The organism is Synechococcus sp. M16CYN, from assembly GCF_040371545.1.
In the GTDB taxonomy this organism is placed as follows: Bacteria; Cyanobacteriota; Cyanobacteriia; order PCC-6307; family Cyanobiaceae; genus Parasynechococcus.
On record NZ_AP029048.1, the window covers coordinates 1633121 to 1649314 of the forward strand.

Genomic DNA, 16194 nt, shown 5'->3' on the forward strand with positions numbered 1-16194 from the left:
TTGGCAATGAGCTTTGTTGATGCGTCAGAATAATGGGACGTTTCACGGCACAGATCAGCAAGCGCTGGTCTATGCGTCGATCGGCTTATGCTAAATGTCACCCAGGCATCATCCCATCAAAGTTGCCTTATTAAAGATGCGTCAGGCTCGACAATCATTCATCAGGGTGATTGCGTCAACCTCGACCAAGATAAGAACACTTATCAAGTAATCGGAGTTGATCGAGACCACGATCGTTGCTGGGTACGCCGTTGGCCAATCGAACCGCAGGGGGGATCGCCTGTCTTTGAAATCTCCTTGCAGCGGATCCGTGCTCTTGACTAAGTAACATGTCCAATGGAGTGCCCTTTAACGTAAGTGTCGTGCGGGTTCCTCTACCTTAATGTCACTTTGAAGCGATTGAAGCGAATCGACCGTCTCTTTAAATCCTTCTATTCACTGGTAGCTGCCCTACTTGCAGCAGTCGTGACTCAAGCAAGCTGTCAACCAAACACAAATAGCGATCGGATTACTGTAGCCTTTGCAGGCATGATCACCTCTCTAGATCCAGCGCAAGCTAGTACAACCAATAACCTTCAGCTACTTCGAGCAATTGGTGATCCCCTCTACACCCTTAGTGCGGATGGAACCCTACGACCTTGCTTGGCCGCGTCAAAGCCAGAGCTCAGCGACGATGGCTTGAACGTCATTATCCCACTCAGGACGGATGTGCTTTTCCATGACGGCAGTCGCTTTGATGCGGAAGCAATGGCCTTTAGCTTGCGTCGTTTCCTGCGTATCGGAACATTGAACTATGTGGTAGGCGATCGCATCAAAGCAGTGGAGGTCCTGGCACCCAACATCTTGGGCCTGCAGCTCAATAATCGCTCCACATCTCTTGAAAGCTTACTAACCTCTATTAGCCTTACTCCCCTGTCTCCTCAAGCTTACGCAAAGCATAAGAACAGCTTTTTGCATGACGACTTCGTTGGTACAGGCGCTTATCGATTGACTAGTTTCAACAAACAACATCAACGTCTTGAGCCCTTCGAACGATACTGGGGCAAATCGCCAAGTAACAGCGGCATCAACCTAATCAGCCTCAGCAACTCTACAGCACTGTTCGGTGCCCTCCAAAGCGGCGAAATTGATGTTCTCCTCTCATCATCCATCGATGAAGATCAGCGCTACGTGTTAAATCAGTCGGCCGACCAAACCCTACTTCATGAAGCAGTTGGCCCAGCAATGAAAATCGGATACATCACACTTCTGAGTAACGCCGCACCATTCAGAGATAGACGACTGCGACAGGCTATCGCTTTAAGTATCGATCGTGAGGAGATAAGTGAGCGCGTGAGCTACGGCCTACGCCGACCCTTACGATCCCTGATCCCTCCGGGTCTACCCGGAGGCACCTTAGCCTCCTGGCCAAAATATAACCCCAAACGAGCTGAATCACTTTTGCGGCAATCTGGTTTTTGTCAGGGAAAACGCCTGGAAGTTCCGCTCACTTTTCGGTCTAATGTTCCCGCTGACAAGCTCCTGGCCCTCACGTGGCAAGCCCAGGTGCAGCGAGACTTAAGCAATTGTCTTGAGCTCAAGCTCAATGGTGTTGAGTCAACAGCGGTATACCGTCGCCTCAGTACGGGGGCGTTCAAGGCCGTCATCTTGGATTGGCTTGGCAGCTATCCAGATCCTGAAGCCTACCTCACTCCTTTGCTGAGCTGTACGAAAACCGAAGGCGATATCTGTGTAGATGGTGAAGCTGCCGTCAGCGGAAGTTTTTGGACCAGCCCTGGCTTACAGATGTTGCTTAAAAGAAGCGACTCTTTGCGAGGGATATCGCGTGAAACTGTTCTTAACAAAATCGAGCGGCTTACCGTAAATGGGGCGGCCTATATCCCTGTCTGGCTGGAATCACCCAGATCCTGGAGTCAACCTGGTCTTAAGCCTCCTAAGTACGATCGCAGTGGATTCGTTCGTTTATCTCGACTACAACGAATCGCGTCTCACAAAAACTAAGGGGACGCATTAGTGGGACGCACGCGCGATCTTCTTTGCTACAGCGCAACGCGCCTGGGATTGACACCACTCGTGTTATGGCTAATCGCCACCCTGGTATTCCTTTTGTTGCGAGTAGCTCCAGGTGATCCTGTAGATGCTGTTCTTGGCAGCAGAGCCCCAGCAGTCGCTAAGGCAGCCATGCGCGCCCGACTCGGCCTTGATCAATCGTTAGTAGATCAATATCTGAGTTACCTCGGTAGTCTCCTCCACGGGGATTTGGGACAGGCTTTGATTGATCAAGAGCCGGTGCGTTTGATCATCGAGCGGACTCTACCTGCAAGCCTCGAGCTCAGCGTGATTGCCTTAGTCTCTGCAGTCCTGATCGGATTCAGCATTGGCTTCAGCGGGATCGCTCGGCCAGAAGGCAGGATCGACCTTGGTGTAAGGCTTTACGGCTTAGGCACTTACGCGCTGCCGCCCTTCTGGTTGGCAATGACAGTCCAGTTAGTACTGGCTACCAATCTTGGCTGGTTTCCTGTAGGAGGACGCTTCCCACCTAATCTTTTACCACCAGACGGCAGTGGTTTTTATCTGTGGGACAGCATTTTTTCAGGCAATTGGATTGCCCTAAACGGCACGATCCGCCATCTGGTTCTTCCTGCGGGAACCTTGGCGGTTCTACTCAGCGGCACTTTCACAACAGCACTTAGGCTCAACTTACGGCGCACTCTTCGCGGCGATTATATCGAAGCAGCTCGCAGCCGGGGATTGAGCGAACGCCAAGTAATTTTGCGTCACGCTCTACCAAACGCGCTTCTTCCTATTCTCACAATTATTGGTATCACAGTGGCCTCTCTGATTGGCGGTGCACTACTAGTCGAAGTCACATTTTCATGGCCTGGCATTGCTCTTCGCCTTCAAGAAGCAATCAGTCAACGAGATTACCCGGTGGTTCAAGGCATCGTGGTAGTCATCGCAGCCCTCGTAGTGCTAGTAGGGATAGGAGTGGATCTCCTTATAGCTGTTCTTGACCCACGTGTACGGTACTAGAAGTTGCGGATGAGACGTTTGGCTGCGTTGCGATTCAAGCGGTGCCAACGGATCGATCCAAGATTAAAGTGACCCACAGAAGCAGCTGTTACATTCGAATCCAACTGCTCTAGAAAATTAATCATTTCCATGGCAATTAGCTTTTGAACCACTAAAGGATTAACCCCAACCAGATTTTCATTAAGTTGGAATAGATCATTTCCCCGAAAAGATTCACTTTGGTTTCCTACCCGAATAGGAGAAAAATGACTTGCGCCTTCCACAACAATCGCCTGACTTAGGGGATGATGTCCTAGTCCTGAGAGAAGGGCAATCTGTTCATCTAAAGGGGGCGTAATTAAATCGAGTGTTCCACCTATTAATAGTAATGGAATATTAAGAGGCTGTGTCTGATGATAATTGGGCCAGATCAAACCACCAAAGCTATTCAAACCAACCACAGCGATCGGCTGTGGATAAATGGGAGATATTTTAAGCGCACGACTATCGGCCAATTCGCATTGCAGCAACTCGGACAAATTAGTGACAGGAATCGCGGCTAGGGACTGTCGGCAGCGATGGTCAATGCCAGAAACGGGACTAGCCCCAGCAGCCAAGAGTGCGGTAAGTGCACCAAATGAGTATCCGATCAACACAACATTTGTACCCTCCACTGGAATTTGACCTTTGCGCTGCTCCTCCAGTACCGAATTTAAATCAGCAAGTCGCTGGCGCAATGCTTTTGCTCCATCAAAGGATTGCTGCCCGTCAAGAAAAGCCCGAACGGCCGCTGCATCACTACCCGGGTGCTTCACAACTACTACGACCCAGCTGGCCTCAGCTAGGGTCCCCGCCAGCCAGTCAAAATGCTCCGGACTACCACCTAATCCAGGCATAAGTAAGAGCCAAGGGCGCTTGGGCGAAGATGGAAAAACAGACGATGACCAGATTTGGAGCTGAATCGGTCCTTCTCGATGTAGCACCGCTAAGTCCAGTTTCTGGGGCTCTTTCCAGGGAGAGGCCTTGGATTGGGGTACTCCCGAAAAGGAGGCACTCAGTGGGTTGGGCTTGCCATTATGCGTAATGGGTTTAGCAGCTAATGCAGCCATCAAACCATTGTGACGCTCTAATTGTTTAAACCAATGGTTCGCAGTGTCTATTAGCGCATTAAGGTCTAATCGCAGATGTTGAGCTGGTAAAGCTTGCAGCACATCCAGTGTGGACACTTGCGCCTGCTTGAGCAGCAGGCGCTCCAAGGTTGGTAAAACGACAGAACTGCTGATGCGACCACCGCCTTCCACGCGTATCAAAGATCCCAAGGCATCGATCAAAGGACCAGCCCCCCAACTGTTAAGGAGCTGTTGACCCAAGCTCCTTCGAGTCAAGACAGGGGCATTAAATAGACTGATCAACTCTTTACGACTTTCAGTATCAAGCAGTCGCAGCCAAGTAGCCAACTCGGATCTGCTGCGGTCTCCTAACCGCTCAAAGGATCTGAGATCAGCAACCGATACGGGTAAAACAGTCCCATCAATCTCAAATTCTAGACGTTCAATTGCACGCGCCGGCCACGATCCGATCGGGCAAAGCAGCAGACTACTAAGTAAGCCCGTTGTGATGGATCTTCCTGTTAAGCATCCGTGCAGCAATGCCAAACCTTTTGTGGTGGTGGATTGAGTTTCCATCAGGCCTGAGAAATGTCACCCGCTTAAGACTGCTGGCATCCATTGGAGCTGGTGGAGTCATGTTCATGACTCCGTTGATTTTTCATGCAATCAATTTTTCAGCCAGCCAAGTAGGCAGTGGCCTTGCACTGTCAGCACTGATTGGGACTTTGATTCGTCTACTTAGTGGTGTTCTGATCGACCAGGGCATGCGTTGCTCTTGGCCCATTCGAGTCACCACCCTGCTGGCCATCATCGCGGATATGATCTTACTTCAAGCGAATGACTATTCGCATTTTCTACTGGGTCAGCTTTTTCTGGGAAGCGCGGCGGGTTTCTACTGGCCTGCAATCGAGTTGGCTGTCTCCCTGAGCTGCGACCGAGTGCCATCCGGCCGAGGGTACGCTCTTGTACGCAGTGCTGATGCTCTTGGTATCGGTTGTGGCGCCCTAATCGGAACCCTGGCATCTACTCAAGGACTACTGAGAGTTGTCTATGGTGTTGAGGCGATATGTATGGGCACTACGCTTCTGCTCATCAGTCTCCATCCGCTGCAGGACGATCGGCCCTTCAGCCATCCAAGTCAACCTCTCAAAAAAAACCGACGTCGCGGGCTTCCCAAGCTACCTACCTGGCTACCGCCGCTGTTGCCTGTGTTAACCACAAGTGTTATAGCCACCTGCATTTTGGCACTTCAACAAAGTGCACTCCCCCTTGATCTAGTTCAAGGAAGTCTATTGCGACCAAGCCTCAGCGGAAGTAGTAGTAGCGCCTTGATCTCCTTGCAGTTGCTTCTTCTTGTCATCTTGCAATGGCCCGTGGGTCGTTGGCTTGCCAGCCGCAGCCTCGCTTTCGGCCTGAAGATCAGTCTTGTCGGATTCAGCTTAGGGTGCATGTTGATTGCCTTGTCTTCTTTGTCTAAGTTTGGTACAGCCCTTGTACTAATCAGCTTGTTTCCAATGGCTTTTGCCCAAGCAGCATTCTTGCCAACCGCCACAGAAGCTATAATCGAAGAATCTCCAAGGGAACATCGAGGTCTGGCCATGGCCCTATTCTCCCAATGCTTTACGGTAAGCGCTATCATTGCACCTCTTGCTGGTGGTGCGCTGCTAGACCATCAGAACAATGGCCTTCTGCTCTGGCTTCTGATGGCGATGGTTTGCCTGGTGCTGCTGCCGACTCTGCACAATTTGCATCCACGCTTGCAAAAAAGCGACCCGACAGCTTTGTAAGCCCTATCAATGCTGTAGTGGAGTGTCTAAACAAATTTCGGTAAGATCTACTTGATATCAGTGATTTTAAAGACAATATCGATGGCTTAAACAGCCTTACAGCGACACACGGGATTGCGGTTTTTGTTCTTGGCATTATAAAACTTTTCAGGGGTTAGCAATCCTTCAGGCACAGTTCTATGCACTCATGGTGTCTAAGTGAAACCTTCTTAAGAACATGGCTTTCTGCACACCAACGCCTGTAAAATAATCTTAGTTTAGATTTAATCATGCAGGTACCGCCATTATATAATGCCAGAATAGAGTCTGGCCATTGGTTAATTAGCACTGGCAGACGAGTAGTAAGCCTGATTTGACCTATGCTTACCCATCAATTATATCGATGCACAAGTTTTACATTTAATACTTAAACATTAAATAAAAACTCCAGCACATCTCCTTCTGCCACAACGTAGTCTTTCCCTTCACTACGTAACCATCCCTTGTTCCGCGCTTCAATAAGAGAGCCAGCCTCCAATAATTTCTCCCAGCCGATAGTTCTAGCTCGAATGAAGCCACGTTCAAAATCAGTATGAATTATTCCCGCCGTCTGTGGAGCTGTCATACCGGCTTTGAACGTCCAAGCACGTGTCTCCTTCTCACCTGTCGTGAAATACGTCTGTAAACCAAGCAATCTATAGGTCGCTCGAATCAAACTTCGCAAACCTCCTTCATTGACACCCACTCCCAATCCTTTAAGGTAATCAGCGCGTTCCTCGTCTCCTAGTTCAACAAGTTCAGCTTCCACCTGAGCTGAGATTCGTACGGTTTCAGCGCCCTCTAGTTTAGCTAGTGTAGTTATTTCTGAACATAAAGTATTACCATCAGCGAGATCGTTTTCGCTAACATTGGTGACATAAATAACTAACTTGGACGTAAGAAGCCCTAAAGGTTTAATCAATGCATTCTCCTCGGCACTGAGCTCTACAGTTCGTGCAGCGCCTCCCTGACCAAGCACCCGTTGAATCCGCTCTAAAGCAACATCTTCTAGATGGGCTTTTTGACTGGTGCCCACCTGCTTCTTGAGTCTTCCACGTCTCTTCTCGATCTGAGAGAGGTCTGCCAAGCAGAGCTCCAGATTAATTACTTCCGCATCTCTAACCGGTTCCACAGAGCCGGACACGTGAACCACATCGTCGTCTTCAAAACAACGCACGACATGAACAATGGCATCCACTTCACGGATATTGGAGAGGAACTTGTTCCCCAAACCTTCGCCTTGACTTGCGCCTTTCACCAGGCCAGCAACATCAACAAACTCTATCCGCGCCGGAATAGTGTTTTGACTTTTGCTGAGATCAGTCAGCAGCCTCAAACGATCATCCGGCACTGACACCGTGCCCACATTCGGCTCGATCGTGCAGAAGGGGAAGTTAGCAGCCTGTGCCTGAGCGTTAGCCACCAACGCATTAAACAAAGTGGATTTGCCCACGTTGGGCAAACCAATGATTCCAGCTTTAAGCATGCAGCGAAATCTACCGACTAGCGGTGAGACTATTGTAAACTTTTGTGCGCTAATGCTGCAGTCCCTGCGACGACTCTGCACAACCTTGTCTTCGTCCACTGTTATGAGTGAGACTGGACCTGCCCTGGGGAAGCTTGCATCTCGCATGCGTCCAGACCGGCTAACTGTAGCTCTCACACTCATCGCCTTGTGTGGAGCATGGTTAATGCTGGTGCGTTCTGGCCTTTGGGGCAACCGTCAACGCGATCTCACCCCTTACGTCACAACAGCGAAGCGTGGAGCCCTGTCCAGTGTAATTACCGCCAGCGGAGAGCTACAAGCTAAGCGAAGGGTAAACGTAAGCCCTCGCAAACAAGGCCTCTTAAGTGAACTTTTGGTAGATGAAGGCGACATCGTGAAGACAAACCAAATCTTAGCCGTGATGGATCGAGGCGATCTTGACGATCGATTGCAAGAACGTCAGGCTTTACTCACCCAGGCAGAAGCCCAGTACACCATTAAGAAGCAAGAATTCGAACGTCGGAACAAACTTTTTGAGATGGGAGTAATCAGCGCCGATAACTTCAGCGCCGTGCAGAATGAGATGCTCTCCCGTAGAGCAGCAATGATCGCTGCTCAAGAGAGATTGGAACAGTTGGAGCAGGAACGCAGCGAGCTAGATATTCGCGCCCCTTTTGCAGGGACTATCACGGCCCGCTATGCAGAACCCGGCGCTTTTGTTACTCCAACCACTGCAGCATCGGCAACTGCTGGTGCAACAAGCTCCTCAATTGTAGAGCTATCACAAGGTCTGGAGGTATCAGCTCGTGTCCCTGAAAGCGACATTGGACGGCTTGGCATTGGTCAAGCTGCGCAAATCAGGGTTGATGCCTTTCCTGATGAGCGCTTTCAGGCTCATGTAAGCGAGATCGCGCCCAGAGCTATGAAACAGAACAATGTGACCTCTTTCGAGGTGCAGCTTGAGCTAATGAAACCGCCGCAAAAGTTACTGATCGGTATGACCGCCGATGTCGATTTTAAGACAGGCCGTAGCGCTACCAAAATCCTTGTTCCTACGGTTGCGATCCTAACGGAAGGTGGTAGGACCGGTGTTCTTGTGGTTGATCAGCAGAAACAACCGGTTTTTCAAGAGGTGCAACTGGGCAGCAGCAGCGGCGCACAGACTGCAATCCTGGAGGGACTTGATGCAGGAACACAATTGTTCATCGATCTGCCCCCCTGGGCTCAGAATCGCGACTGACTTCAATCGTTCTTGTCCGCTTCTGCCATGCCTGAGGTCGCCATCAAACCCTCCCTCTTGCTTGTAGATGGTCATTCTTTGGCCTTTCGCAGCTTCTATGCCTTCAGCAAAGGAAGAGAAGGAGGTTTGGCCACGAAAGACGGGCGCCCCACAAGCGTGACCTATGGCTTTCTAAAATCCCTTCTTGATTTGGGTAAAACACTTAAGCCCCAAGGCGTTGTCGTTGCCTTTGACACAGCTGAACCCACCTTCCGCCATAAAGCTCATACGAAGTACAAGGCGCATCGTGGCGTGGCTCCAGAGATTTTCTTGCAGGACCTTGAACAGCTCCAGCAAATACTCAAAGATCAGATGAAGTTGCCACTTTGCATCAGCCCTGGATACGAGGCGGATGACATTATTGGTACCCTCGCCAATCGGGCAGCTAACGCAGGGTGGGGCGTTCGCATGCTCTCGGGCGATCGCGATCTGTTCCAACTTGTGGATAACAGCCGCGACATCGCCGTTCTTTACATGGGTTCAAGTCGTCATTATAAGGGAAACAGGCTAACTCTGATTCAAGAAGAAGAGGTCATGAGCAAGCTTGGGGTAATGCCAAACAAGGTGGTAGACCTCAAGGCCCTAACCGGTGACAGTTCCGATAACATCCCAGGCGTACGAGGTGTCGGTCCTAAAACAGCAGTTAACCTCCTCAAGGAAAATGTTGACCTCGATGCTATCTACGCCACCTTGGCTGAAGTCGAAGCAGAAGGTCCCAAGGCCGGCCGTGGAATGATTAAGGGAGCTTTAAAAAGTAGACTCCGCAGTGACCGTGACAACGCTTATCTCTCGAGAATGTTAGCCGAGATCTTGGTGGATGTCCCTTTGCCCCGAGAGCCAGAATTAACGCTAAAAACTGTAGACGCAGAGGGCTTGAGTAGCCGCCTTCACGGTCTCGAGCTCGGTAGTCTCGTTCGTCAAGTGAGTGAATTTGTTGCGGCTTTCTCCACGGGTGGATTTAGCGCTAATGCCGATGCTGAGGTTGCCCAACTTGTTCACCGAAGTGCTGCAGCGCCAATTGCCACCACAGCAACAACCAAAGGTTCAAATTCAACTCAAGCTTCTACAAAGATCGGATCGATACCTACTCTTCACCCGCAGCTAATCGAGAGCGTCGAAGCTCTTGACCAACTCGCGCAGCGGTTGATGCATAGTAAAAATATGGATGCTCCTGTCGCGATAGATACAGAGACTACACACCTTAATCCCTTTAAAGCCGAACTGGTGGGATTAGGGGTCTGCTGGGGAGAGGCAACAGATGCCCTTGCTTATATCCCAATTGGCCATCGGCAGTTGGCAGAAATTACTGAAGCCACCCCGCCACAGCTTCCACTGGAAACAGTACTTACAGCTCTATCTACATGGCTGGCAAGCCCGGATCATCCCAAAGCTTTGCAAAACGCTAAATACGATCGGCTGATCCTGCTACGCCACGGGCTCACGCTCGGTGGTGTGGTGATTGATACCCTGCTGGCAGACTACTTACGGGATGCCGCAGCCAAGCATGGCTTAGACCAGATGGCAGAACGAGAATTCGGCTTTCGACCGACCACTTACAGTGGCTTGGTCAGCAAGAAAGAAACCTTCGCTGACGTGGAGGTTGCACTTGCAAGCCAGTACTGCGGTATGGATGTTCACATCACATTCCGTTTGGCGTTGCGACTACGCCAAATTCTAGGCAGAATGGGGTCAAAATTGATTCCATTGCTCGAGCAGGTGGAGCAGCCGCTCGAGTCTGTCCTGGCACAGATGGAGGCCACCGGCATCCGTGTTGACGTGCCGTACCTCAGAACGCTATCAGACGAGATGGGCAGCACATTGAGGCGGTTGGAGACCGAGGCCAAGGATGCTGCTGGAATTGAGTTCAATCTTGCTTCTCCAAAACAACTTGGGGAATTGTTATTCGACACCCTTGGCTTAGATCGAAAGAAATCTCGGCGAACTAAGACAGGGTTCAGTACGGATGCCGCTGTTCTCGAGAAATTCGAACACGATCACCCTGTGGTACCTCTCGTTTTGGAGCATCGCACTCTGAGTAAGCTTAAAAACACATATGTTGATGCACTCCCCCAACTGGTAGAAGAGGAGACTGGCCGTGTGCATACCGACTTCAATCAAGCGGTGACAGCAACTGGTCGTTTGAGCAGCAGCAACCCTAACCTGCAAAATATTCCCGTCCGTACTGAGTACAGTCGTCGCATTCGCAAGGCTTTTCTTCCCCAGGAGGGTTGGGCGTTGCTCAGCGCAGACTATTCCCAAATTGAGCTGCGCATCCTCGCTCACCTTTCTGGAGAAGATGTGTTGCAGGAAGCTTACAAAAATGGCAGCGATGTACACGCTCTGACGGCTCGGCTCCTTCTGGATAAAGACAATGTGACTGCCGATGAACGCCACCTAGGCAAGGTCATCAACTTTGGTGTGATCTATGGCATGGGCGCTCAACGCTTTGCTCGTGAAACCGGAGTCCGGCAAGCGGAAGCGAAAGAGTTCCTTGTGCGATACAAGCAGCGTTATCCAAAGATCTTTGCTTTCCTGGAATTGCAAGAGCGCTTGGCCCTTAGCCGCGGTTATGTGGAGACGATCTTGGGCCGTCGCCGATTGTTTCACTTCGATCGCAATGGCTTAGGTCGTCTGCTGGGTCAAGATCCGTTCAAAATCGATCTTGATATGGCAAGACGTGGCGGTATAGAAGCCCAACAGCTCCGTGCCGCTGCCAATGCTCCTATTCAGGGCTCCAGCGCCGACATCATTAAGATCGCTATGGTGCAGCTACAAGCGATTTTCCTGAGCCAAGGATTGCCAGCCCGGCTGCTACTGCAAGTGCATGACGAGCTGGTTCTGGAGGTTGCACCTGAAGCGATGGACGCTACCCGGGAGTTGGTGGTCAGCACCATGGAGAACGCCGTAAAGCTGAATGTGCCGTTGTTAGTAGAAACCGGTATAGGTAGCGATTGGATGGAGGCTAATAAACCTCATCCAGCAGGCCGTAACCTCAGCCCCATTATCTGCTGATCTCCTGTGCCGCTGCGGCTTACCAACACCCTCACCCGCCGTAAAGAGCTTTTCACCCCACTCAGTTCGGGCAAAGCAAGTATTTACTGTTGCGGTGTCACTGTCTATGACCACTGCCACCTAGGTCACGCTCGCAGCTACATCAACTGGGATGTCCTTCGCCGATATCTAATTTGGAGTGGCCTTGATGTGACCTTTGTCCAAAACTTCACAGATATTGACGACAAAATAATTAAACGCGCTTTGGAGGAACACTCCTCTGTAGATGCCATAAGTAGGCGTAACATCAACGCTTTTCATGAGGACATGGATGCTCTCGGGATTCTTCGTCCCGATCGGATGCCTCGAGCCACACAGAGCCTGGATAGCATTCGCGCCCTGATTGGTGAACTTGAGGCGAAGGGCGCAGCCTATAGCGTTGACGGCGATGTCTACTTCGCCGTGATGAAACATAGCGGCTATGGAAAAATCAGTAGACGTAACCTGAGTGAACAGCAAGATAATGCTACCGGACGTGTTACCAACAGCGAAAGAGCGCGAAAACAGCACCCTTTCGATTTCGTTCTCTGGAAAGGCACTAAGGAGGACGAGCCCAGCTTTCCATCTCCCTGGGGTGCGGGCCGACCAGGCTGGCATATCGAATGCTCCGCCATGGTGCGAGCCGAACTGGGCGACACTATCGATATCCATCTTGGCGGAGCTGACTTAATCTTCCCGCATCATGAAAATGAAATAGCTCAATCCGAGTCAGTTACAGGACAGAAGCTGGCCCAAATATGGATGCACAACGGCATGGTGAATGTGGGTGGCCAAAAAATGAGCAAGTCACTTGGCAACTTCACTACGATCCGCACCCTTTTTGAGAGTGGGATCTCACCGATGACCCTGCGCACGTTTGTATTGCGGGCGCATTACCGCAAACCTTTGGATTTCACTAATGATGCTTTAGATGCTGCAGATGTCAGTTGGAAAGGCCTTAACGCTGCCCTTGGCTTTGGCCACCGCTACGGCGAATCACTTGGCTGGCAGCCGGTCCCAGATTTAACCAACGGTGCTTTGGTTTCAGCAACCAGCCTCCAGGCTGGTCATATCGAGCCACTGAAGCAACGTTTCATCAATGCCATGGATAATGACCTCAACAGCTCTGAGGCTCTTTCAGTGCTGTTTGATTTAGCCAAACCGCTGCGAGCCCTGACTAATCGATTTGACCGGGGCGATAAAGCTGATCTGACCACTCAAGAGGCGCTAGAGCTAGATCAGCGATGGCGGCTGCTGCGTGATCTAGGAGCCGTTTTAGGTTTGCGGTACGAGACCAACACAGCCAGCCCTGGCGCCGGAGATAGTGCAGGGATTGAAGTCGCGATCGAGGCCCGAGAAGCTGCTAGAGCTAGCAAAAACTATGCTGAGGCTGATCGGATCCGTGAGGTGCTCATAGCTCAGGGCATCGAACTAATCGATAAACCAGGTGGTATTACGGAGTGGATTCGTAGCTAACCCAGTCAAACTGGCCTTGAAGTGATTGCGCTGTTGTCATGCTCTGGCTCAAGAAATTGAACTTTATGGAGATAGCGAAAATGGAGATGGAGCTCATGAGGTCATTTGAGGCTGACGAAGATCTCGAAACCAAGCTTAGGGATCAAGAACTTTTGGCTACACAAACCAAGGATGCAGAAGAAGTTTGGAAGTTAGAGGTATGGCGAAAAATGTTAACCCGCATTCGCAAGATGGAAGGCATGTTGAATAGATCTAGTGATCCCAAATTGTGAAGGACCGCGTGACCTAGCCCTGCGCTAAATCAATCACGCTGATTACAAGGCCGAGCATTATCACAGGGGGGGAGACCCAACGCAACAACACCAGTAGGAACCGACGCAGAACAGGAGGTGTAGCTGATTGTTCAAGGTCCTTAGTAAAGCGACTGGGCACTACCCAACCCAGTAATACGGCTAAAAGTAGGCCACCCAGAATTAGCAGCAAGCCGCCAAACACCGAGTCCATCCAACCCAAAGTGTCAAGGGAAGTGGCTGCTGGCAATCCCAGCACAAAGATCACAGCGGTGGAAATCCAGACAGCATTGGAACGCTTCCAATCCAGCCGGTCTATTAGGCATGCCACAGGAACCTCGAGAAGAGAGACCGCCGACGTAATAGCTGCTAAAAAAGCCAACCCGAAAAACGACACCGCCACCAAACGACCGGAAAAACCGAGTGAGGCCAGTCCTGTTGGTAGGGCAATAAAAATTGTTCCGAGTGTCGACTCGCTTATAACACCTTGCAGATCAAAACTCATCACCACGGGGAAAGTAACCATGCCTGCTAGTAAACCCACTGCTGTGTCCATACCCACTACCGAAACAGCCTCCTTAGGGAGATGGACTTGGCGATCGAGATAGGCGGAGTAGGACAAGATGCAGCCAATTCCAGTGCCGACGGAGAAAAAGGCTTGGGTAAACGCATTGCGAATCGTGGTTAAGTTTGCAAGTTGTGTCCAATCCCAACGCAACAAAAAAGTTCGATAGCCTCCTTCAGTACCATCAAGGCCTGTGGCCCAGATCGCCAGGCCAATCAATAGGGCAAAAAGTAGTAGCAAGCCCCAACGGGATAATCGCTCAATGCCGCTGCGCACGCCAGCTGCTACCACCAAAGCAGTGAGTACGAGGCTAATTAGTTGGCTGAGCAGAGCAGCGCGGCCACCACTCAAACCAGCAAAGAAAGCTTCGGCCTCAGTGATGTTGACCGGAAGGCCTTGGGTGAGTACCTGGATTAAGGTGACCCCTGTCCAACCCATCAACACAGCATAGAACGCCAAAATCCCACAGGACGAGACTACAAACAGCCAGCCCATGGGTTGCCAATGCTTACCGGCGACTGTTACCGGTGCCAATAGCGGACTGTGGCCTGTGCTGCGACCAAGCACCATCTCAGCGATCAAAACAGGCAGACAGACCACCAGAACAATCAAGAGATACAGAAACAAAAATGCTCCGCCACCTCCCTGAGAAGCACGATACGCAAATCCCCAGAGATTGCCCAAACCAACGGCACTACCGGTCGCCGCTAGCATGAATCCGAGTCTAGAGCGCCAGTACTCCTTGATTGCCATCGTACGTCGATGATTCAAAGCTGTGGGCTAGCTTGCCAGTGATTAAGCGGTCTAGTGGGAGACTATTGGGAATGACTGGGACAGCATGAAAGCCATCAGCGTGCTCGGTTCCACTGGCTCCATCGGCACGCAAACCCTACAAATTACTGAGGAGTTTCCGGATCAGTTCCGTGTAGTAGCGCTGACGGCAGGCCGTAATCTCGCCCTACTCGTACAACAGATCAAGCAGCATCAGCCCGAACTAGTGGCGTTAGCGGATGAGACGCTTCTACCAGAGTTGAAGCAGCGTTTAGACACACTGCATCCTTCCGAGCGTCCAGCCAAATCACCTCAGCTGGTAGGAGGCACCGAAGGCCTCGATTTAGCTGCATCGTGGGGAAGTGCTGATCTTGTTGTTACAGGAATCGTTGGCTGTGCAGGCCTGCTGCCGACACTAGCTGCCATTCGTGCCGGAAAGGATTTAGCCTTAGCAAACAAAGAAACACTGATTGCCGCTGGACCAGTCGTGTTGCCAGAACTGAAAAAGAGCGGCAGCCGCTTGTTACCCGCCGATTCCGAACATTCTGCCATCTTCCAGTGTCTACAGGGCACCCCTTGGGCTGAAACAGCACGCTTATCAACCGGTATTCCTACCCCTGGTTTACGTCGAATTCAACTCACTGCTTCAGGTGGTGCATTCCGAGATTGGGATGCCGCCGACCTTAGAAAGGCCACAGTTGCAGCCGCTACAAGTCATCCTAACTGGAATATGGGGCAAAAAATCACTGTAGATTCTGCCTCTCTGATGAACAAAGGACTGGAGGTAATTGAAGCCCATTACTTATTTGGTTTGGACTATGACCGCATTGAGATAGTGATTCATCCTCAAAGCATCATCCACTCGATGGTCGAGTTGGTTGATTCATCGATGTTGGCGCAACTGGGTTGGCCTGATATGAGACTACCCATCCTGTACTGCCTCAGCTGGCCGTCTCGATTGGAGACACCTTGGCAGCGACTTAACCTTACCGAGGTGGGACAACTTACCTTTCATACCCCAGATCCCGCTAAGTATCCCTGCATGGAATTGGCATACGCAACCGGCCAAGTAGGTGGAACGATGCCAGCCGTGATGAATGCAGCGAATGAAGAAGCCGTGGCTCAGTTCCTAGAGGAACGCATCCACTTCCTTGATATTCCCGAGGTGATTGAAGCGACCTGCGAACGTCACAAGTCAGATTTGATAGCCCAGCCACGGCTTGATGATGTGTTGAGTGTGGACCGATGGGCGCGCACAGTAGCACGCGAGAAGGCGAATCTTGGCAGAAAACGGATTCCCGTATCTACAACAGCGGCGCCGGCCTACCCTCGGGTTAGCCACCATTTGCTGATTTGTGCCACACCGAACAA

Annotated in this window: 12 protein-coding genes and 1 pseudogene; 9 read left to right on the forward strand and 4 right to left on the reverse strand. The window is 51.0% G+C overall.

The genetic code is table 11. The features are described from left to right. Positions 1 to 87: 87 nt before the first annotated feature. The 3 genes from ABWV55_RS07815 to ABWV55_RS07825 all read left to right on the forward strand — a co-directional run bounded on the left by ABWV55_RS07815 (position 88) and on the right by ABWV55_RS07825 (position 3033). Complete coding sequence (locus ABWV55_RS07815) at positions 88 to 324, forward strand: hypothetical protein (RefSeq protein ID WP_353291526.1); 237 nt, start codon at positions 88 to 90, stop codon at positions 322 to 324. 141 nt (positions 325 to 465) lie between these two features. Beyond that, complete coding sequence (locus ABWV55_RS07820; protein WP_353292694.1) at positions 466 to 2001, forward strand: ABC transporter substrate-binding protein; 1536 nt, start codon at positions 466 to 468, stop codon at positions 1999 to 2001. Between the two features lie 12 nt (positions 2002 to 2013). Continuing rightward, a complete protein-coding gene (locus ABWV55_RS07825; RefSeq protein ID WP_353291527.1) occupies positions 2014 to 3033 on the forward strand; it encodes an ABC transporter permease in 1020 nt (339 codons plus the stop codon). Here ABWV55_RS07825 and ABWV55_RS07830 read toward each other — a convergent pair. Further along, positions 3030 to 4697 (reverse strand): alpha/beta hydrolase, encoded by a 1668-nt coding sequence (locus tag ABWV55_RS07830; protein WP_353291528.1) that lies wholly within the window; start codon positions 4695 to 4697, stop codon positions 3030 to 3032. The two genes, ABWV55_RS07825 and ABWV55_RS07830, sit on opposite strands and share 4 nt — an antisense overlap. Here ABWV55_RS07830 and ABWV55_RS07835 point away from each other — a divergent pair. Further along, positions 4661 to 5908 carry an MFS transporter gene (locus tag ABWV55_RS07835; protein WP_353291529.1) on the forward strand — a complete coding sequence of 416 codons (1248 nt, stop codon included), beginning with the start codon at positions 4661 to 4663 and terminating at the stop codon, positions 5906 to 5908. The two genes, ABWV55_RS07830 and ABWV55_RS07835, sit on opposite strands and share 37 nt — an antisense overlap. Positions 5909 to 6314: 406 nt before the next feature. On the opposite strand, the gene ychF is transcribed toward ABWV55_RS07835, so the two are convergent. After that, positions 6315 to 7412 (reverse strand): redox-regulated ATPase YchF, encoded by a 1098-nt coding sequence (gene ychF, locus ABWV55_RS07840; protein ID WP_353291530.1) that lies wholly within the window; start codon positions 7410 to 7412, stop codon positions 6315 to 6317. A 145-nt stretch (positions 7413 to 7557) separates the two neighbouring features. Here ychF and ABWV55_RS07845 point away from each other — a divergent pair, with 145 nt between their 5' ends. The 4 genes from ABWV55_RS07845 (at position 7558) to ABWV55_RS07860 (ending at position 13469) form a co-directional block, all read left to right on the forward strand. Next, entirely contained in the window at positions 7558 to 8652 is a 1095-nt protein-coding gene (locus tag ABWV55_RS07845) for an efflux RND transporter periplasmic adaptor subunit (protein WP_353292695.1), read from the forward strand. Between the two features lie 27 nt (positions 8653 to 8679). Further along, on the forward strand, positions 8680 to 11703 hold the full coding sequence (polA, locus tag ABWV55_RS07850) for a DNA polymerase I (protein WP_353291531.1): 3024 nt from the start codon (positions 8680 to 8682) through the stop codon (positions 11701 to 11703). Between the two features lie 6 nt (positions 11704 to 11709). Further along, entirely contained in the window at positions 11710 to 13197 is a 1488-nt protein-coding gene (gene cysS / locus ABWV55_RS07855; RefSeq protein ID WP_353291532.1) for a cysteine--tRNA ligase, read from the forward strand. Between the two features lie 95 nt (positions 13198 to 13292). Then, positions 13293 to 13469, forward strand: coding sequence for a hypothetical protein (locus tag ABWV55_RS07860; RefSeq protein ID WP_353291533.1), 177 nt, complete (start codon positions 13293 to 13295; stop codon positions 13467 to 13469). 13 nt (positions 13470 to 13482) lie between these two features. On the opposite strand, the gene ABWV55_RS07865 is transcribed toward ABWV55_RS07860, so the two are convergent. Together ABWV55_RS07865 and ABWV55_RS07870 are read right to left on the reverse strand one after the other, a co-directional pair. Next, positions 13483 to 14805 carry a sodium-dependent transporter gene (locus ABWV55_RS07865; RefSeq protein ID WP_353292696.1) on the reverse strand — a complete coding sequence of 441 codons (1323 nt, stop codon included), beginning with the start codon at positions 14803 to 14805 and terminating at the stop codon, positions 13483 to 13485. Continuing rightward, the gene (locus ABWV55_RS07870; protein WP_353292807.1) at positions 14777 to 14938 is read right to left on the reverse strand and encodes a hypothetical protein; all 162 of its coding nucleotides are present in this window, start codon (positions 14936 to 14938) and stop codon (positions 14777 to 14779) included. The genes ABWV55_RS07865 and ABWV55_RS07870 overlap by 29 nt, the downstream gene beginning before the upstream one ends. Between ABWV55_RS07870 and ABWV55_RS07875 the strand changes: the two are divergent. Beyond that, positions 14891 to 16141: pseudogene (locus ABWV55_RS07875) on the forward strand (1-deoxy-D-xylulose-5-phosphate reductoisomerase); the annotation flags it as partial. The gene ABWV55_RS07870 and the pseudogene ABWV55_RS07875 sit on opposite strands and share 48 nt — an antisense overlap. Between the last annotated feature and the right edge of the window lie 53 nt (positions 16142 to 16194).

Coding starts and splice junctions, on each gene's coding strand:
- ABWV55_RS07860 (WP_353291533.1), top strand. CDS start 13,293: ATGAGGTCATTTGAGGCTGACGAAGATCTCGAAACCAAGCTTAGGGAT.
- ABWV55_RS07815 (WP_353291526.1), top strand. CDS start 88: ATGCTAAATGTCACCCAGGCATCATCCCATCAAAGTTGCCTTATTAAA.
- polA (WP_353291531.1), top strand. CDS start 8,680: ATGCCTGAGGTCGCCATCAAACCCTCCCTCTTGCTTGTAGATGGTCAT.
- ABWV55_RS07835 (WP_353291529.1), top strand. CDS start 4,661: ATGCCAAACCTTTTGTGGTGGTGGATTGAGTTTCCATCAGGCCTGAGA.
- ABWV55_RS07830 (WP_353291528.1), bottom strand. CDS start 4,697: ATGGAAACTCAATCCACCACCACAAAAGGTTTGGCATTGCTGCACGGA.
- ABWV55_RS07845 (WP_353292695.1), top strand. CDS start 7,558: ATGCGTCCAGACCGGCTAACTGTAGCTCTCACACTCATCGCCTTGTGT.
- ychF (WP_353291530.1), bottom strand. CDS start 7,412: ATGCTTAAAGCTGGAATCATTGGTTTGCCCAACGTGGGCAAATCCACT.
- ABWV55_RS07865 (WP_353292696.1), bottom strand. CDS start 14,805: ATGGCAATCAAGGAGTACTGGCGCTCTAGACTCGGATTCATGCTAGCG.